Origin of the sequence: Pseudomonas sp. NPDC090592, from assembly GCF_044769185.1 — a bacterium.
Classification (GTDB): domain Bacteria; phylum Pseudomonadota; class Gammaproteobacteria; order Pseudomonadales; family Pseudomonadaceae; genus Aquipseudomonas.
On record NZ_JBIVXJ010000006.1, the window covers coordinates 184,833 to 202,228 of the forward strand.

Annotated in this window: 14 protein-coding genes; 7 read left to right on the forward strand and 7 right to left on the reverse strand. The window is 64.0% G+C overall.

The annotated features are described in order from the left end of the window. Positions 1 to 6 precede the first annotated feature (6 nt). Positions 7 to 1,566: a glycogen synthase GlgA gene (glgA, locus tag ACIQUI_RS07400; RefSeq protein ID WP_403196572.1), complete on the reverse strand. Its 1,560-nt coding sequence runs from the start codon at positions 1,564 to 1,566 to the stop codon at positions 7 to 9. Positions 1,567 to 2,211: 645 nt separating this feature from the next. Further along, the gene (locus tag ACIQUI_RS07405; RefSeq protein WP_391135147.1) at positions 2,212 to 2,379 is read right to left on the reverse strand and encodes a DUF6026 family protein; all 168 of its coding nucleotides are present in this window, start codon (positions 2,377 to 2,379) and stop codon (positions 2,212 to 2,214) included. 203 nt (positions 2,380 to 2,582) lie between these two features. On the opposite strand from ACIQUI_RS07405, the gene gnd reads away from it, so the two are divergent. The 5 genes from gnd to ACIQUI_RS07430 all read left to right on the forward strand — a co-directional run bounded on the left by gnd (position 2,583) and on the right by ACIQUI_RS07430 (position 8,219). Beyond that, positions 2,583 to 3,566, forward strand: a complete 984-nt coding sequence (gnd, locus tag ACIQUI_RS07410) for a phosphogluconate dehydrogenase (NAD(+)-dependent, decarboxylating) (protein WP_403196574.1) — start codon at positions 2,583 to 2,585, stop codon at positions 3,564 to 3,566. Continuing rightward, positions 3,563 to 5,059, forward strand: coding sequence for a glucose-6-phosphate dehydrogenase (zwf, locus tag ACIQUI_RS07415; RefSeq protein WP_403196576.1), 1,497 nt, complete (start codon positions 3,563 to 3,565; stop codon positions 5,057 to 5,059). Before gnd ends, zwf begins: the two co-directional genes overlap by 4 nt. Positions 5,060 to 5,201: 142 nt before the next feature. Next, positions 5,202 to 6,998 carry a glycoside hydrolase family 15 protein gene (locus tag ACIQUI_RS07420; RefSeq protein WP_403196577.1) on the forward strand — a complete coding sequence of 599 codons (1,797 nt, stop codon included), beginning with the start codon at positions 5,202 to 5,204 and terminating at the stop codon, positions 6,996 to 6,998. Positions 6,999 to 7,242: 244 nt separating this feature from the next. Further along, the gene (locus tag ACIQUI_RS07425; RefSeq protein ID WP_403196580.1) at positions 7,243 to 7,599 is read left to right on the forward strand and encodes a VOC family protein; all 357 of its coding nucleotides are present in this window, start codon (positions 7,243 to 7,245) and stop codon (positions 7,597 to 7,599) included. Then, complete coding sequence (locus ACIQUI_RS07430) at positions 7,599 to 8,219, forward strand: TetR/AcrR family transcriptional regulator (protein ID WP_403196691.1); 621 nt, start codon at positions 7,599 to 7,601, stop codon at positions 8,217 to 8,219. The genes ACIQUI_RS07425 and ACIQUI_RS07430 overlap by 1 nt, the downstream gene beginning before the upstream one ends. 134 nt (positions 8,220 to 8,353) lie before the next feature. Here ACIQUI_RS07430 and preA read toward each other — a convergent pair whose 3' ends face one another. The 3 genes from preA to hydA form a co-directional block, all read right to left on the reverse strand. Beyond that, the gene (preA, locus tag ACIQUI_RS07435; protein ID WP_403196583.1) at positions 8,354 to 9,628 is read right to left on the reverse strand and encodes an NAD-dependent dihydropyrimidine dehydrogenase subunit PreA; all 1,275 of its coding nucleotides are present in this window, start codon (positions 9,626 to 9,628) and stop codon (positions 8,354 to 8,356) included. Next, a complete protein-coding gene (locus ACIQUI_RS07440) occupies positions 9,629 to 10,996 on the reverse strand; it encodes an NAD(P)-dependent oxidoreductase (protein ID WP_403196586.1) in 1,368 nt (455 codons plus the stop codon). An 80-nt stretch (positions 10,997 to 11,076) separates the two neighbouring features. Next, the gene (hydA, locus tag ACIQUI_RS07445) at positions 11,077 to 12,516 is read right to left on the reverse strand and encodes a dihydropyrimidinase (RefSeq protein ID WP_403196588.1); all 1,440 of its coding nucleotides are present in this window, start codon (positions 12,514 to 12,516) and stop codon (positions 11,077 to 11,079) included. Between the two features lie 346 nt (positions 12,517 to 12,862). Between hydA and ACIQUI_RS07450 the strand changes: the two genes are divergently transcribed. Both ACIQUI_RS07450 and ACIQUI_RS07455 read left to right on the forward strand, forming a co-directional pair. Then, on the forward strand, positions 12,863 to 14,353 hold the full coding sequence (locus ACIQUI_RS07450) for an NCS1 family nucleobase:cation symporter-1 (protein WP_403196591.1): 1,491 nt from the start codon (positions 12,863 to 12,865) through the stop codon (positions 14,351 to 14,353). Positions 14,354 to 14,472: 119 nt separating this feature from the next. Next, a complete protein-coding gene (locus ACIQUI_RS07455; RefSeq protein ID WP_403196594.1) occupies positions 14,473 to 15,756 on the forward strand; it encodes a Zn-dependent hydrolase in 1,284 nt (427 codons plus the stop codon). A 111-nt stretch (positions 15,757 to 15,867) separates the two neighbouring features. Here ACIQUI_RS07455 and ACIQUI_RS07460 read toward each other — a convergent pair whose 3' ends face one another. Both ACIQUI_RS07460 and ACIQUI_RS07465 read right to left on the reverse strand, forming a co-directional pair. Next, positions 15,868 to 16,395 carry an AAA family ATPase gene (locus ACIQUI_RS07460; protein WP_403196597.1) on the reverse strand — a complete coding sequence of 176 codons (528 nt, stop codon included), beginning with the start codon at positions 16,393 to 16,395 and terminating at the stop codon, positions 15,868 to 15,870. A 35-nt stretch (positions 16,396 to 16,430) separates the two neighbouring features. Continuing rightward, positions 16,431 to 17,390: a ribonuclease Z gene (locus ACIQUI_RS07465; protein ID WP_403196600.1), complete on the reverse strand. Its 960-nt coding sequence runs from the start codon at positions 17,388 to 17,390 to the stop codon at positions 16,431 to 16,433. Between the last annotated feature and the right edge of the window lie 6 nt (positions 17,391 to 17,396).

Below are 17,396 nucleotides of genomic sequence, written 5' to 3' on the forward strand. Positions count from 1 at the left end.
CCTCGCTCAGTAATGGCTCAGCTGGGCCTGCTTGACCAGGTCCTCGTAGAGGCGGGCATAGGGTTCCACCGCCTGGCACCAGTTGAACGGCTGCGTCATCGACAGGCAGCGCATGGCGTTCAGCAGGTCTTTCTTGCCGTACACATAAAAGGCACGGCTGAGCGCCTCACGGTAGCTCTCGACGGTGGACTCCTTGAACAGGAACCCGGTAACGCCACATTCGATGGTGTCGGCCAGGCCGCCAGTATTGCGTGCCACCGGCAGTGAGCCGAAGCGCTGCGCATACATCTGGCTGAGGCCGCAGGGCTCGTAGCGCGATGGCATCAGCAAGAAATCGCTGCCGGCAAACATGCGCCGGGCGTCGGTTTCGTTGAAGCCGATGCGCACGCCGATGCGGCCCGGGTGGCGCAGCGCCAGTTCGCGCATGGCCTGCTCTTCTTCCGGCTCGCCACGGCCGATGATCGCAATCTGCCCGCCTTGCTCGACGATGTAGTCGGCCACGCCCAAGGTCAGGTCCAGGCCCTTCTGGTAGACCAGGCGCGAGACCACGGCAAACAGCGGCCCCTCGGACGGTTCGAGACCGAACAATGCACGTACTTCCTGGGTGTTGCGTGCCTTGCCTTCCCAGTCGTTGATGCTGAAGTTGTGTTGCAGGTGCTTGTCGGTAGCCGAGTCCCAGCTTTCATCGATGCCGTTGGGGATACCGCCAAGCAGGCCTTGCTGGGCCTTGCTGGCCAGGAAGCCATCCAGGCCGCAGCCAAATTCGGGGGTGGTGATTTCCCGGGCATAGGTGGCGCTGACCGTGGTGATGTGGCTGGAGTAGGCCAGGCCGGCCTTGAGGAACGACAGCTTGCCGTAGAACTCCATGCCCTCCTGCTGCATGGCGTGCTCGGGGATTGCCAGTTCCGGGCTGCAACCACGGCTGTACACACCCTGGTAGGCCAGGTTGTGAATGGTGAACAGGGTGGGCGTGTTCAGCCCGCGCCAGTGCATGTAGGCCGGGGCCAGACCCGCGGGCCAATCATGCGCGTGCACCACTTCGGGCTTCCAGTGGATCATGCCCTCACCGGCGGCGATTTCCGCGGCAGCCAGGCCAAGGCGGGCGAAGCGGATGTGGTTGTCGGGCCAGTCGCGGCCGTTGTCGGCACCATAGGGTGTGCCGTCGCGCTGATACAGCTCGGGGCAGATCAGCACATAGATCACCAGGCCGTCGGCCATGTCCATGCGCCCGATCTTGCAAGGCGGCAGGGCTGCGTGGCCACCCAGCTCACCAACGATGTGGATCGGGTTGTCGCTTTCCATCACCTGCGGGTAACCGGGGATCAGCACCCGCACATCGTGCAGGTGGGCCAGGGCACGCGGCAGGGCAGCGGACACGTCACCCAGGCCGCCGGTTTTCACCAGGTCGGCGATTTCCGAGGTCACGAACAGAATCTTGCGCTTGTTGGGGTTGTGCTGGCGCTGGGCGCCGGGTGCCGTGCCTGTCTTTGCGAAATCCGGGGTGAGCGGCTCGCGGTTGTCCGGGTTGAATGAATCTACGTGAGGCTCGACAGCGGCACTGATCATACTTCTCTCCGTCCCTATGCTTGGCCGGGTGCTGGCACCCTGGCGATATTTCGTGTTGGTTCTCGCTAATTCGGTTCTCTAATTCGGTTTTGCGTAGTGCGTTCCATGCCCCTGAGTCGTGCGCGCAGCCACAGCGCTGTCGGCGTTCCGGCCGCAGGCGAGTGGACTGGTTGGGGTGGGTGGGCCGGGGCTGGGAATATCCCATGCGTTTGGCCTACTTAATTCCTGACCTGCCGGCTTTCCTTAAAGTTCGACTTTTTTACGTCACTCTTCCCTTGAGCAAATGGCGGGCCGAAAACCGAGTGTAGGAGAGAACGCGATAAAAAGGTGACCCGCTGGTCACTATTGTTATGTGCGAGATAGACGCAAACGTTGGCGTATGTGACCGGATGTGAAAAGGTTTGCCGAGGGTGTTTTTCGGGTGCGCCAAAATGTGGCTGGGGTGGGTGCGTGCACCCTGTTGGTGCGCGGGAGAGGTGTTTGCTTCTTCGCGGGCTCGCCCGCTCCCACAGGTAATGTGTGGGCTTCAGGCAACGCAAAAATACTGTGGGAGCGGGCAAGCCCGCGAAGGGGACGGACCTGCAAAAGCAGAATCAGGAAATGAACAAGGTGGGAGCCTTACAACTCCCACTGGAGAAGGAAAAATCAGACGCCGATCGCTTTCTCGCCATCACGCTGCTGTGCCAGCAGCAGGTTCAATTGAGCGACCTGCTGGCGCAGCTGGTCACGTTCGTCCTTCAGTTTACGCAGCTCATCACGGCGCACGGAGACATACAGTGTCTGGGTTGGGGTTGCAGGCATCAAGGTACCCATGAGCACACCTCGCGGTTCTGGCTGGTGACAAGTCAAAGCGTAGACGCTTCACGCGGGGCGCATTCTGAATTCTTTCGCAGGCCTTGGGAACTTTTTTGTTTATCGTGGTCTCGCCGTTCGTCGCTGAACCCTCGGGCGGCAGGCTGGACTAATCTGAAAAGCTGGACTGTGTTGTCATCCATTTCGAAAGGGAGCATCGGCTCATGCAACTGGGAATCGTCGGGCTGGGCCGCATGGGCGGCAATATCGCAAGGCGCCTGATGCGCGCCGGCCATCGCACCGTGGTACACGACCGCAACCGTGAGGCCATCACCGGGCTGGAAGGCGAGGGCGCTCAAGGTGCGCACGACCTCGGTGCACTGGTACAAAAGCTCAAGGCACCGCGTGCGGTGTGGGTCATGCTGCCGGCGGGCGAGCCGACCGAGCAGACAATCGCCCAGCTGGCCGAACTGCTGGAGCCGGGCGATGCGATCATCGACGGCGGCAACACCTTCTACAAGGACGACATGCGCCGCGCCGCAGAACTGGCCAGGCGCGGCCTGCATTACCTGGACGTGGGCACTTCCGGTGGCGTATGGGGCCTGGACCGTGGCTACTGCATGATGATCGGCGGTGAAAAGGATGTGTTCGAGCGCCTGGAGCCGCTGTTCAAGGCGCTGGCACCGGGCGTGGGCGACATCCCGCGCACGCATGGTCGTAGCGGCGAGCACCAGCGTGCCGAACACGGCTACATTCACGCGGGCCCCCCGGGTGCCGGGCACTACGTGAAAATGGTGCACAACGGCATCGAATACGGCCTGATGCAGGCCTACGCCGAAGGTTTCGACCTGCTGCGCAGCAAAGGCGGCAACGAGCTGCCGGAAGACCAGCGCTTTGACCTGAACGTGGCCGAAATTGCTGAAGTGTGGCGGCGGGGCAGCGTGGTCACATCGTGGCTGCTCGATCTCACTGCCGATGCGCTGGTGGCCGACCCGCAACTGTCGCAGTTCAGCGGTTCGGTGTCCGACAGTGGCGAGGGGCGCTGGACCATCGACGCCGCCGTGGAGCAGGCGGTGCCGGTACCGGTGCTGTCCAGTGCACTGTTTGCCCGCTTCCGCTCGCGTCAGCAGCAGGGCACCTACGGTGACAAGATCCTCTCGGCCATGCGCCTGGGCTTTGGTGGCCATGTCGAGAAGAAAGCCGAATGACCAAACAGACCATTCCCGCTGCCCCTCCTTGCACCCTGTTCCTGTTCGGCGCCAATGGTGACCTGGTCAAGCGCCTGCTGATGCCGGCGCTGTACAACCTCAGCCGCGACGGGTTGCTGGACCGCAACCTGCGCATTGTCGGCGTTGACCACAACCCGGCCAGTGCCGAGGATTTTGCCGGCCGCCTGCACGCGTTCATGGTCGAGCGGGACAAAGGCACGGCCAAATGCCTGGACGAAAAGCTATGGGCACGCCTGGCCAAGCGCCTGGACTACCAGACGGGCGATTTCCTCGACCCGGCGACCTATCAGGCCATCGCCAAACGCATCGACAAGACCAGTCATGGCAATGCGATCTTCTACCTGGCAACCTCGCCGCGCTTCTTCCCTGAAGTGGCCCAGCGCCTGGGGCAGGCCGGCTTGCTCGACGAGTCCGCCGGGGGCTTTCGCCGCGTGGTGGTCGAGAAACCCTTCGGCACTGACCTGGCGAGCGCCGAGGCGCTCAATGCCTGCTTGCTGAAGGTGATGGGCGAGCGGCAGATCTACCGCATCGATCATTATCTGGGCAAGGAAACGGTACAGAACATTCTGGTCAGCCGCTTTTCCAATGGCCTGTTCGAATCGTTCTGGAACAACCACTACATCGACCACGTGCAGATCACGGCTGCGGAAACTGTCGGCGTCGAAACCCGCGGCGCGTTCTACGACAGTACCGGGGCCCTGCGCGACATGGTGCCCAACCACCTGTTCCAGTTGCTGGCAATGGTGGCCATGGAACCGCCGGCTGCGTTCGGTGCCGATGCCGTGCGTGGCGAAAAGGCCAAGGTGGTCGGCGCCATTCGCCCTTGGTCGGCGAAAATGGCATTGAAGAATTCCGTGCGTGGCCAATACAGCTCCGGCAAGCAGGGGCGCAAGCAATTGCCCGGCTACCGCCAGGAGGCCAACGTCGCCCCAGACAGCCAGACCGAAACCTACGTGGCGTTGAAGGTGATGATCGACAACTGGCGCTGGGCCGGCGTGCCGTTCTACCTGCGCACCGGCAAGCGCATGAGCGTGCGCGATACCGAGATCGCCATCTGCTTCAAGCCTGCGCCGTATGCGCAGTTCCGCGAGTCGGAGCTGGAGCGGCCCAAGCCCAACTACCTGAAGATCCAGATCCAGCCCAACGAGGGCATGTGGTTCGACCTGCAGGCCAAGCGGCCAGGGCCGGAGCTGGTGATGGAGAACGTCGAGTTGGGCTTTGCCTACAAGGACTTCTTCAAGATGACCCCGGCGACTGGCTACGAGACGCTGATCTACGACTGCCTGACCGGTGACCAGACCCTGTTCCAGCGGGCCGACAATATCGAGAACGGTTGGCGTGCGGTGCAGCCGTTCCTCGATGCCTGGGCCCAGGGGGGCGAGGTGCATGAGTACCCGGCCGGTGAAGACGGGCCCGAGGCCGGCAACGAACTGCTGACCCGGGACAAGCGCGAGTGGCACCGGTTGGGGTGAGAGGTTTGCAAGCCTGTGCTGGCCCTTTCGCGGGCTTGCCCGCTCCCACAGGATGGCGTCAGTTTCAAGGCCGCTGCTGAACCTGTGGGAGCGGGCAAGCCCGCGAAGAGGCCAGCACAGGCAACCACACTAAGGAGACCCGATGCCCGCCCACATAGAAGACTACGCCCTGCTGGGCAACTGCCGCAGCGCCGCCCTGGTCAGCCGCGACGGCTCGCTCGACTGGCTGTGCCTGCCACGCTTCGATGCCCCGGCAGTCTTCGCCGCCCTGCTGGGCAACGAAGAAAACGGCCGCTGGCGCCTGGCCCCTTGCGACCCGGTCGAACACAGCAGCCGCCAGTACCTGGACGATACCCTGGTGCTGGAAACCACCTGGGTCACCGCCACCGGCCGCGCCCGAGTACTCGATTTCATGCCACTGGGCGAGGTCAACTCAGTGGTCCGCATCGTCGAGGGCATTTCTGGCGAAACCAATTTTGAAATGGACCTGGTCATGCGCTTCGACTATGGCCGCAGTGTGCCCTGGGTGGAGCGCATCGAGCCACTGACCCTCAGCGCCGTCGCCGGCCCCGACCGGCTGATCCTGTGCAGCACCGTGGCGCCCCACGCCCGTGACCACCACACCGTCGCCCGCTTTCGTGTCTGTGCCGGCCAGCGCCAGGTGTTCAGCCTGCGCCACCAGCCCTCGCACCTGCCAGTGCAGCCCGACTGCAACATCGACGACGCGCTGGCAAACACCCGCGAGCAATGGCAGGCCTTCGCCGACCGCTGCCCGCAGGTGGGCCCCTACAGCGCGTTGGTGCGCCGCTCGCTGCTTACCCTCAAGGCCATGACCTACGCCCCCACCGGCGGCATCGTCGCCGCCGTCACCACCTCGCTGCCCGAGCGCGTGGGTGGCGAGCGCAACTGGGACTACCGCTTCTGCTGGCTGCGCGACGCCACCATGACCCTGCTGGCGTTCATGAACCTCGGTTACTTCGACGAGGCCCAGGCCTGGCGCGAATGGCTGCTGCGCTCGGTGGCCGGCAACCCCGAACAGATGCAGATCATGTACGGCCTGGCCGGTGAGCGCGACCTGCAGGAATATACCTTGCCATGGCTGGCCGGTTACGAGCATTCGCAGCCGGTGCGGGTGGGCAATGCCGCGTCGGAGCAGATGCAACTGGACATCTATGGCGAACTGGCCGATGCCATGACCCAGGCGATCAAGGGCGGCTTGCCGCGCCACCCGCGCAGCGCGGCCATCTCCCGCTTGATCCTGCCCTATGTCGAGCGCATCTGGCGCGATCCGGACGAAGGCATCTGGGAAGTGCGCGGCGGCCGCCAGCAGTTCGTGCATTCCAAGGTCATGGCCTGGGTGGCGTTTGACCGTGCCGCCGGGTTGGCCGACACCACCGAAGAAGGCCGCGAGCAGGGGCAGCATTACCGCCAGGTGGCTGACGACATCCGCCGCGAAGTGTGTGAGCAGGGCCTGGACAGCAGCGGCCAGTTCTTCGTCCAGGCCTATGGCTCGAGCGAGATGGACGCCAGCCTGTTGCAGATCGCCCTGACCGGTTTTTTGCCTGCCGAAGACCCGCGCTTCCTGCGCACGCTGGAACAGATCGAGCAGCGCCTGGTGAAAAACGGCCTGCTGCTGCGCTACGACAGCGACAGTTGCAGCGACGGCCTGACCCCGGGCGAGGGCACCTTCCTGGTGTGTTCGTTCTGGCTGGCCGATGTCTACGTCCTGCTGGGCCGCCAGGAGCAAGCGCAGGCCTTGTACGAACGCCTGACCGGCCTGTGCAACGACCTTGGCCTGCTGGCCGAACAGTACGACCCGGCCGGCAAGCGCATGCTCGGCAACTACCCCCAGGCGTTCAGCCATATCGGCATCATCAACACCGCACTGAACCTGCACCGCGCCCAATGCCCGGTGCGTGATCGGGCCAGCTGCGGATAAGACAAGCGCTGCGAATAGCCTGTGGGAGCGGGCGCGCCCGCGAAGAATCCAACGCGGTGCATGGCACCGGCTGCGCCGGTGTTCGCGGGCACGCCCGCTCCCACAGGGGTACATTAAATCAATGAGTTATGTGCAGTTCGATGAGAACGACCTTGTCTGGCGCCAGGAGCACCCCTACAGGGATTGCACCCGCTTCGAGCAGGCGGCGTAGACTAGGCCAAACACCATTCGGCACGGAGCACACATGGGTATTCGCGGTACGGATCGGCAGATCGACAACATCGAGTTCAATGTCAGCGACATCGCCCGCAGCAAGGCCTTCTATGGCAGTGTGTTTGGCTGGGCCTTCACCGATTACGGGCCAACCTACACCGAGTTCAGCGATGGCCGCCTGACCGGCGGCTTTACCACTGGCGAGCCGGTATGCCCCGGCGGGCCCTTGGTGATCCTGTATGCCGACGACCTTGAAGCCACGCAGCAGCGGGTCGAAGCGGCCGGGGCAAAGATCAGCCGGGCGACCTTTGCTTTCCCAGGCGGGCGACGCTTCCATTTCATCGACCCGGACGGCTATGAGCTGGCGGTGTGGACGGCCCAAGCCTGATGGCCAACCACAAGATCGAAATCCGCCGGCGCAATATCGGGAAGATCCTGCAGGCGGCGGAAAAGGTGTTCGCCGAGAAGGGCTATGGCGCCACTTCGATGGGCGATATCGCCGAGCAGGCCGAGTTACCGCGTTCCAATCTGCATTACTACTTCAGCACCAAGGACGACTTGTTCCGCGCGGTGCTGCAAGACTTGCTGGATGTCTGGAAGCAGGACGCGCTGTGCTTCGAGAACTTCGACGACCCGCGTGTGGTGCTGACCAGTTATATCCGGGCGAAGATGGGCCACTCGCGTTCGCGGCCACTGGGCTCGAAGATCTGGGCCGAAGAGATGCTGCACGGGGCGCCGGTGCTGGGGGGGAGCCTGGATGAAAGCCTGGTGCCTTGGGCCAGGTTGAAAGAATCCAAGATCCGCCGCTGGGTCGAGGAAGGGCGCATCCTGCCGGTGGAGCCGTCGGCGTTGTTGTACATGATCTGGGCATCTACCCAGCACTATGCCGACTTCGGTTACCAGGTGCAGCTGCTCAACGGCGGCGAGGTGCTGTCGGACATGGCATTCGAGAGTGCGGTGCAGACAGTGACCAGTGTGATCTTGCGGGGGATCGGGCTGGAGCCCTGAGTCCGGGAATGGGGCCGCTGCGCAGCCCTTCGCGGGCACGCCCGCTCCCACAGGGGCCGCGCCGCTCATGAGGGCAACGCACAACCTGTGGGAGCGGGCGTGCCCGCGAAGGGCTGCGCAGCAGCCCCAATACCTCAACTTGCCTCGCGATAAGGGTTGCGCGGATCCTGCGTCCAGTTCAGGTAAGGCTTGCCGGTATCCTGCGCCTCCATGTCGATGCAGTTCTCCACCGGGCAAGTGATCTGGCAAAGGTTGCAGCCCACGCATTCCTCTTCGATCACGCTGTAGGCATGCGTGCCGTCAGGCTTCAGCGTGCTGGCAATGGCCTGGTGCGAGGTGTCCTCACAGGCAATGTGGCAACGCCCGCAACCAATGCATGCGTCCTGGTCGATATGCGCCACCGACTTATAGTTGATGTCCAGGTACTTCCAGTCGGTGGTATGCCCCACTGCCTGCCCGCGAAATGCTTCGATGTTGGCGTGCCCGTGCTGGTCCATCCAGCGCGCCAGGCCATCTTTCATGTCCTCGACAATGCGGAACCCATGCAGCATCGCCGCCGTGCACACCTGTACCGCACCGCTGCCCAGGGCCATGAACTCCGCCGCATCACGCCAGGTGCCGATGCCGCCAATGCCGCAGATCGGCAAGCCGCGTGTTTGCGGGTCGCGGGCGATTTCCGCCACCATGTTCAGGGCAATCGGCTTCACCGCCGACCCGCAGTAGCCACCATGGGTACTCTGGTCGCCGACGATGGGGTGGGCCACCATGCGGTCCAGGTCGACGCTGGTGATGGAGTTGATGGTATTGATCAACGACACCGCATCGGCCCCGCCACGGTGCGCGGCGCGCGCCGACTGGCGGATGTCGGTGATGTTCGGCGTCAGCTTGACGATCACCGGCAGCGAGCAATACGTCTTGCACCAGCGGGTGACCATTTCCACGTACTCTGGCACCTGGCCGACCGCCGCCCCCATACCGCGTTCCGGCATGCCGTGCGGGCAGCCGAAGTTCAGCTCGATACCATCAGCCCCGGTGGCTTCCACCAACGGCAGAATGAACTTCCACGAGTCCTCCACGCACGGCACCATCAGCGACACGATCAGTGCACGGTCAGGCCAGTCCTTCTTCACCTGGGTGATTTCGCGCAGGTTGATCTCCAGCGAGCGGTCGGTGATCAGCTCGATGTTGTTGATGCCCTGTACCTGACGGTTGGCGCCATAGTGCGCCGAGTAGCGCGACGACACGTTGACTGCCGCCGGGTCTTCGCCCAGGGTTTTCCAGACCACGCCGCCCCAGCCGGCCTCGAAGGCGCGGACCACGTTGTAGGCTTTGTCGGTAGGCGGCGCGGAAGCCAGCCAGAACGGGTTGGGTGCCTTGATGCCGGCAAACACGATAGACAAGTCGGCCATTTACGCTGCCTCCACGTTGAGCATGAGTCGGGCATGGATGGCTTCGGCGGCCAGCTTGCCGTGCTGTACGGCCTGGACGGTAAGGTCCTGGCCCAAGGCGGTGCAGTCGCCGCCGGCATACACGCCCGGCAGGCTGGTTTGCAGGGTTTCGTCGACGCGGATGCGCTCACCCTCGCGGGCCAGTTGCGCAGCCACCGGGTCGGCGAGGCTGGCATCGTCGAAGCGTTGGCCGATGGCCTTGAAGATGGCGTCGGCGGCCAGCTCGAAGGTTTCGCCGGTATCACGCAGGCGGCCGTCGGCCAGCTCGGTGCGGGCAAAGCGCATGCCGCGCACCTTGCCGGCGTCATCCAGCAACACGGCATCGGGGCGCGCCCAGGTGTGCAGGCGCACCTGGTTGGCCTTGGCGATGTCCTGCTCGTGGCCAGTGGCACCCATGTCGGCGTGACCACGGCGGTACACCAGGTTGACGTCGCGGGCGCCCAGGCGGCTCATCTGCACGGCCATGTCGATGGCGGTGTTGCCTGCGCCGATCACCAGGCAGCGGTCGGCCAGCGGCAGCTGGCTGAGGTCGTCGGCCTGGCGTAGCTCGCGAATGTACGCGGTGGCGGCGAGCAGGCCGGGGGCTTCTTCATCGGGCAGGCCCAGCTGGCGCACGGCATTCAGGCCGAGGCCGAGGAACACCGCGTCGTACTGGTCGCGCAGTTCGCCCAGGCTGAGGTTACTGCCCAGGCGTTGGCCATGGCGAACCTCGATACCACCGATGCCCAGCAGGAACTCCACCTCACGCTGGGCGTAGTCGTCGACCAGCTTGTAGCGGGCGATGCCATATTCGTTGAGGCCGCCAGCCTTTTCGCTGGCCTCGAACACCACCACATCATGCCCGTGCATGGCCAGGCGGTGGGCGCAGGACAGCCCGGCAGGGCCGGCGCCGACAACCGCGATGCGCTTGCCGGTTGCGGGTGAGCGCTTGAACGGGTGTTCGGTGAAGTGGGCGTTGTCCAGGGCATAGCGTTGCAGTTGGCCGATCAGTACCGGTGCGCATTCTTGCGCGTTGTTGCGCACGCAGGCTTGCTGGCAAAGGATCTCGGTAGGGCAGACGCGGGCGCAGCTGCCGCCGAGGATGTTGGCCGAGAGAATACGTTCGGCGGCGCCTTGCAGGTTTTCGTCGCTGATGCGGTGGATGAATGACGGAATGTCGATTTCGCTGGGGCACGCGTTGACGCAGGGTGCGTCGTAGCAATACAGGCAGCGTGCGCTTTCCACGGCAGCCTGGCGGGCGGTGAGGGGTGGGGCCAGGTCGCTGAAGCGCTCGGCCAACTGGTCGGCACCGGCCCGGGGGCGCGGCAAGTGGTTCAGGGCGTCGATCACGGTTGTAGCCTCTCTATTTTTTTATGGTGCAGGCGACAGGTGTTGCGGGGGAATGGGGCTGCGCAGCAGCCCCAATGGCCTTAACGCGGTACAGGTGTCGGCCGTTGCACTTCGGCCCGGCGCCCCAGCACCTCATACACCGACGGATACGCCGGCCGCTCCACATACCGCCCCGCACCCACCTCGGCGCGCAGGTCGCCATCGGCCCAGAGCACCTTGCCCTGGCTGATGGTGTGGCTGGGGATGCCGCGCACGGTGCGGCCTTCGAAGATGTTGAAATCCACCCGCTGGTGATGGGTCTGAGCCGAGATGGTGCGGGTGCCCTGCGGGTCCCACAGCACCAGGTCGGCATCGGCACCGACGCGGATGGCGCCCTTGCGCGGGAACAGGTTGAAGATTTTCGCCGTGTTGGTGGAGGTCAGGGCGACGAACTCATGCATCGACAGGCGCCCACTGTTCACCCCTGCATCCCACAGCACCGCCATGCGGTCCTCGATGCCCGCAGTGCCGTTGGGTATGCGGCTGAAGTCGTTGCGCCCCATGGCTTTCTGCTCGGCGCAGAAGCAGCAATGGTCGGTGGCGGTGGTGTGCAGGTTGCCCGATTGCAGGCCGCGCCACAGTGCCTCCTGATGTTCGCGCGGGCGGAACGGCGGGCTCATCACGTAGCCGGCCGCGGTGGCCCAGTCCGGGTCACGGTAGACGCTGTCGTCCAGCAGCAGGTGGCCAGGCAGGACTTCGCCGTAGACCGGCTGGCCCTTGGCCCGCGCATAGGTGATTTCGTCCAGTGCTTCCCGGCTGGAAATGTGCACGACATACAGCGGCGTGCCAATGGTTTCGGCAATGCGGATGGCGCGGCTGGCCGCTTCACCTTCCACTTGCGAAGGGCGCGAAAGCGGGTGTGCTTCCGGCCCGGTCAGGCCTTGGGCCAGCAGTTTCTTTTGCAGGTGATACACCAGTTCGCCGTTCTCGGCATGCACGGTGGGCACCGCACCCAGTTGCAGGCAGCGCTCGAAGCTGGCCACCAGGGTGTCGTCGGCGGCCATGATCGCGTTCTTGTAGGCCATGAAGTGCTTGAAACTGTTCACCCCATGCTTGGCCACCAGTTCGCCCATTTCCTCGGCTACCTGCTCGCTCCACCAGGTGATGGCGACGTGGAAGCCGTAGTCGCTGGCGCTTTTCTGTGCCCAGCCGCGCCAGGTGTGGAAGGCCTCCAGCAACGACTGCTGCGGGTTGGGGATAACGAAGTCGATGATCGATGTGGTGCCGCCAGCCAGGCCCGCAGCGGTACCGCTGAAAAAGTCTTCGCTGGCCACGGTGCCCATGAACGGCAATTGCATGTGGGTGTGCGGGTCGATACCGCCGGGCATCAGATACTGGCCACTGCCGTCGAGGATCTCGCAGTCGGTAGGGGGTTCAAGGTTTTGCCCTATGGCGCGGATCAGGCCATCGGCACACAGGACATCGGCGGGGTAACTCTCTTCGTGGGTAACCACGGTGGCGCCACGGATCAACAGGGACATGCCGTTTTCCTCGCAGGCTGACCGGTCTCTTGGCCGGTTCTTGGAATTGTCTGGTTCGCAGGGCGGGCAGGGCGGTTAATCCTGTCAGGCCTGACAAGATTCGAGGCTAGATGCTGATCAGGAAATCATCAAGAAAATTTTCCTATAAATTTTGTGGTCATTAACCGTCTGATATTAAAGGATTAATTTTTAACGATCTGCTGACTACGGGGCTTTCAACGGTTATTGACTGACTTGACAAGATGAAATTCTGGTCAAGATTTCTAAGCACAAATACGCGTGTGTACTCCGACCATCGAATTAGCCCGATGAGCAAACAACTACAAGAAAGTCTGGAGAAAGGCCCATGCAACAGAGCAGATCGGAAGTGGTCGAGCAGGATGGCCTGTTCGAGCTGGCCGAGGGCAGTGATGTCCTCGACAGCCCGCGCTACAACCACGACATCGCACCGACCAAGGTGCACCAGCGCACCTGGAACAAATGGCACATCACCGCCCTGTGGGTGGGCATGTCCATCTGCGTCCCCACCTACACCCTCGGCGGCGTGCTCACCGCCTACTTCGGCCTCAGCGTCGGTGAGGCGCTGCTGGCTATCCTGCTGGCCAACGTGATCGTGCTGATCCCGCTTACCCTCAACGCCTTCCCCGGCACCAAGTACGGCATCCCGTTCCCGGTGCTGCTGCGTTCGTCGTTCGGCATCCTCGGCTCCAACGTACCGTGCCTGATCCGCGCGGTGGTCGCCTGTGGCTGGTTCGGTATCCAGACCATGTTCGGCGGGTTGGCCATCCACCTGTTCCTGGGCTCGGTGTTCGATGGCTGGAAGGCCTTGGGCGGCACCGGCGAGGTGATCGGGTTCATGATTTTCTGGTGCCTGAACCTCTGGGTGGTGCTGCGCGGTGCCGAGTCGATCAAATGGCTGGAAACGCTGTCTGCACCGCTGTTGGTGGCAGTGGGGGTCGGCCTGCTGTTCTGGGCCCTGCCGCACATGTCGATGACCGAACTGCTGGCCCAGCCCCCCAAGCGGCCGGAAGGGGCGAGCGTGGTCAGCTATTTCTGCGCAGGGCTTACGGCCATGGTCGGCTTCTGGGCCACGTTGTCGCTGAACATTCCCGACTTCAGCCGTTATGCCCGCAGCCAGAAGGACCAGATTCTCGGGCAGATCTTCGGCCTGCCATTGACCATGTTCCTGTTTGCGTCGCTGGGCGTGGTGCTGACTGCTGCCTCGGCGTCGCTGGTGGGTGAGACGCTGTCCGACCCGGTCAGCCTGATCGGCAAGATCCAGAGCCCGTTCTGGGTGGCGCTGGCCATGGCGCTGATCGTGATCGCCACGCTGTCGACCAACACCGCAGCGAACATCGTGTCGCCTACCAACGACTTCCAGAACATTGCCCCACGCCTGATCGGGCGCAGCCGGGCGGTGTGGCTGACCGGTTTCATCGGCCTGGCGCTGATGGGCCATGAGCTGTTGAAGAAGCTGGGCTGGATTGTCTCCGACCTGAGCCTGGAGAGTGTGTATTCCAACTGGCTGTTGGGCTATTCCAGCCTGCTTGGGCCGATTGCCGGGATCATGGTGGTGGATTATTTCGTGATCCGTCGGCAGCAGCTGGACCTGGCCGGTTTGTACCGTGATGACGTGTACCCGGCGTGGAACTGGGCGGGTTTTGCCGCTTTTGCCTTGCCGGTGGCGCTGACCGTGATGGCGATTGGCAACAGCAGTTTCAGCTGGTTCTACGACTACGGCTGGTTTACCGGTTCGCTGCTGGGTGGGGGGCTGTACTACGTCTTCGCCAGTGTGGCGGCTCGCAACCCCGCGCGGTTGGCCAAGCCATTGCCCTGAGACCGCGCTGGCTTCTTCGCGGGCTCGCCCGCTCCCACAGAGATGTGGAATTGCTGTGGGAGCGGGCATGCCCGCGAAGAGGCCGGCACAGAAAACAAAAAAGCCTGAAGGAGAAACCCGTGACTCCAGTTCAAGACATCCTCAAGACCACTGCCCATCACGTCGACAGCAACCGCCTGTGGCAATCGCTGATGGACCTGGCCCGCCTCGGCGCCACCGCCAAGGGTGGCGTGTGCCGCCTGGCCCTGACCGACCTCGACCGCCAGGCCCGCGACCTGTTCGTGCAGTGGTGCGAGGCCGCCGGTTGCACGGTCAGCATCGACGCCGTCGGCAACATCTTCGCGCGCCGCCCCGGGCGTAATCCCAAACTGCCGCCGGTGATGACCGGCAGCCATATCGACACCCAGCCTACCGGCGGCAAGTTCGATGGCTGCTTTGGCGTGATGGCCGGGCTGGAGGTGATCCGCACCCTCAACGACCTGGGCGTGGAAACCGAGGCGCCGCTGGAAGTGGTGGTGTGGACCAACGAAGAAGGTTCGCGCTTTGCCCCCTGCATGATGGGGTCGGGGGTGTTCGCCGGCAAGTTTACCCTGGAGCAAACCCTGGCCAAGCGTGATGCCCAGGGCGTGAGCGTTGGCGAGGCCTTGAACGCCATCGGTTACGCCGGCCCGCGTGCGGTACTCGGCCATCCGGTGGGCGCGTATTTCGAGGCGCATATCGAGCAGGGGCCGATCCTTGAGGACCAGGCCAAGACCATTGGCGTAGTACTTGGCGCCCTGGGCCAGAAATGGTTCGACCTGACCTTGCGCGGCGTCGAAGCCCACGCCGGCCCGACGCCCATGCACCTGCGCAAGGACGCGCTGGTCGGCGCGGCCGCCGTGGTGGAGGCGGTCAACCGTACCGCCCTTGGCCATCAGCCGCATGCCTGCGGCACGGTAGGTTGCCTGCAAGCCTACCCGGGTTCGCGCAATGTAATCCCCGGCGAGGTGCGCATGACCCTCGACTTCCGCCACCTGGAAGGTGAACGACTGAACGCGATGATTGCCGAGGTGCGCGGGGTGATCGAGGCGACCTGTGCCAAGCACGGCCTGAGCCACGAACTGGTGCCCACGGCAGACTTCCCGGCGCTGTACTTCGACAAAGGCTGTGTCGATGCCGTGCGCGCTTCGGCGCAGGCACTGGGCTTGCCGCACATGGACATCGTCAGCGGGGCGGGGCATGACGCGATCTTCCTCGCCGAACTGGGGCCAGCGGGGATGATATTCGTGCCATGCGAGAACGGCATCAGCCATAACGAGATCGAAAACGCCACCCCCGGTGACCTGGCGGCAGGGTGTGCGGTGTTGCTGCGGGCAATGCTGGCAGCGTCGCAGGCGATTGCCAGCGGGCGGTTGGCGGCGTAGCCAGAGATCGGTGTCGCCTGCATTGGCCCTATCGCCGGCAAGCCAGCTCCCACAGGTACAGTGCCGCCCTCAGGCCCTGTGATACCCCTGTGGGAGCTGGCTTGCCGGCGATCAGGCCGGAACAGGCAGTGAAAGGCTCGCCAGAAACGCCGCAATCTGCCGCCCACCCCGTAAGTGCACCAGCGGCACCTGTGGCCCGATCGCCTGGCGGTTCGCCTCGATCCCTGGCCGATACCCTCGGTCGAACGTCCATACAAACTTCAAGAAGGTCAGAAACGCCCGGTCCAGGCGCTCTGTACACCCGGCCGGCAGGTCTGGCCGTGGTTTGTTCAGCACGCTGCGCAGGATTACCCGCTTCAGGCATGTCAGCCGTGGTGTATCCAGCCAGATGACGAGGTCGGCCCGTGGCAAGCGCAGGTCGAAGGTACGTCGGCTGTAGTTGCCCTCGCACACCCACGCATCCCCGGCAACCGCATCGCGTACCCGGTTGCGGAAAATGCCGGCATCCGGTTCTACCCAACCCGCCTCCCAGAACAAGGTGTCGAGGTGCACCACCGGCGTACCGAGGCGGGTGCCTATCTGTCGGGCCAGGGTCGATTTACCGCTGCCGGCGTTACCCAGGATCACGATGCGTTGCATGGCCAAGTCCTTTTGGAAAAACCGGCAATGCTAATTCATTCGGCCGGCTCAAGACAGCCATCGCGCCCCATGTGATAGCGCTGCAGGTCCTGCGCCAGGGTCAGTCGCCCGTGGTAGTGGGCGAGGGCTTCGTCACGTACGTTATCGATATTCGGGCTGCGCCTGGGGTCGTTCTGGTAGCGGGCGCTGAAGTGTGTCAGCACCAGGTTGCGCACGCCCGCCGCTTCGGCAAAGCGCGCCACCGCTGCTGCCGTGCTGTGGCCGAAGGTGACCCCGGTACGCTCGACCACTGCCTGGGTGAACGTGGCTTCATGCACCAGCACATCCGCGCCTTTGGCGGCATCGGCCAGCAGTTCGGGGTTGTCGTTGTCCCCGCACACAACCACCCGGCGGGGCGGGCGCGAAGGGCGCAAGTAGTCGTTACCGTTCAGCCACTGCCCGCCATGCTGCGCCTTCAGGCCTTTGGCCAGTTCGCCCCATATAGGGCCGCGTGGGATGCCTTCGGCTTCCAGGCGCTGGATGTCCAGGCGAGGCTCCGGGTTGAGTTCGGTAAATACGAACGCGACGCTCGGTACCCGGTGTGACAACTGCACGGTGGTCACTTGCAGGGTCTCGCTGCGCCATTCGGCCAAGCCCTCCACGGCCAGCAGGCGAAGCTCGAACGGCAGGAAGGTGTCGCTGGCCGCCAGGCCCTGGCGTACCCACTCATGCAGCGCTGCGGGCAAGATCAGCTCCAGCGGCTGGGTGCGCCCGCTCATGCCGGCGCTGGCCAGCAGGCCGGGCAGGCCAAAGCAGTGATCGCCGTGCACATGGGTGATGAAGATGGCGCGCAGGTCGCGGATGGACAGCGGGGTGTGCAGCAGTTGGTGCTGGGTGCCTTCGCCGCAGTCGACCAGGTACCAGTGGCTGCCACTGGCTTCGATCACGGCTGTGGCGCTGACATTGCGCGCCTTGGTCGGCACCCCGGCGGAGGTACCCATAAACAGCAGGTCCATGCTCAG

What these genes read in the sequence shown, in the direction of transcription:
- ACIQUI_RS07425 (WP_403196580.1), top strand. Translation starts at nt 7,243, where the DNA reads ATGGGTATTCGCGGTACGGATCGGCAGATCGACAACATCGAGTTCAAT.
- ACIQUI_RS07405 (WP_391135147.1), bottom strand. Translation starts at nt 2,379, where the DNA reads ATGGGTACCTTGATGCCTGCAACCCCAACCCAGACACTGTATGTCTCC.
- ACIQUI_RS07420 (WP_403196577.1), top strand. Translation starts at nt 5,202, where the DNA reads ATGCCCGCCCACATAGAAGACTACGCCCTGCTGGGCAACTGCCGCAGC.
- gnd (WP_403196574.1), top strand. Translation starts at nt 2,583, where the DNA reads ATGCAACTGGGAATCGTCGGGCTGGGCCGCATGGGCGGCAATATCGCA.
- ACIQUI_RS07430 (WP_403196691.1), top strand. Translation starts at nt 7,599, where the DNA reads ATGGCCAACCACAAGATCGAAATCCGCCGGCGCAATATCGGGAAGATC.
- glgA (WP_403196572.1), bottom strand. Translation starts at nt 1,566, where the DNA reads ATGATCAGTGCCGCTGTCGAGCCTCACGTAGATTCATTCAACCCGGAC.
- preA (WP_403196583.1), bottom strand. Translation starts at nt 9,628, where the DNA reads ATGGCCGACTTGTCTATCGTGTTTGCCGGCATCAAGGCACCCAACCCG.
- ACIQUI_RS07460 (WP_403196597.1), bottom strand. Translation starts at nt 16,395, where the DNA reads ATGCAACGCATCGTGATCCTGGGTAACGCCGGCAGCGGTAAATCGACC.
- ACIQUI_RS07465 (WP_403196600.1), bottom strand. Translation starts at nt 17,390, where the DNA reads ATGGACCTGCTGTTTATGGGTACCTCCGCCGGGGTGCCGACCAAGGCG.
- ACIQUI_RS07450 (WP_403196591.1), top strand. Translation starts at nt 12,863, where the DNA reads ATGCAACAGAGCAGATCGGAAGTGGTCGAGCAGGATGGCCTGTTCGAG.
- hydA (WP_403196588.1), bottom strand. Translation starts at nt 12,516, where the DNA reads ATGTCCCTGTTGATCCGTGGCGCCACCGTGGTTACCCACGAAGAGAGT.
- zwf (WP_403196576.1), top strand. Translation starts at nt 3,563, where the DNA reads ATGACCAAACAGACCATTCCCGCTGCCCCTCCTTGCACCCTGTTCCTG.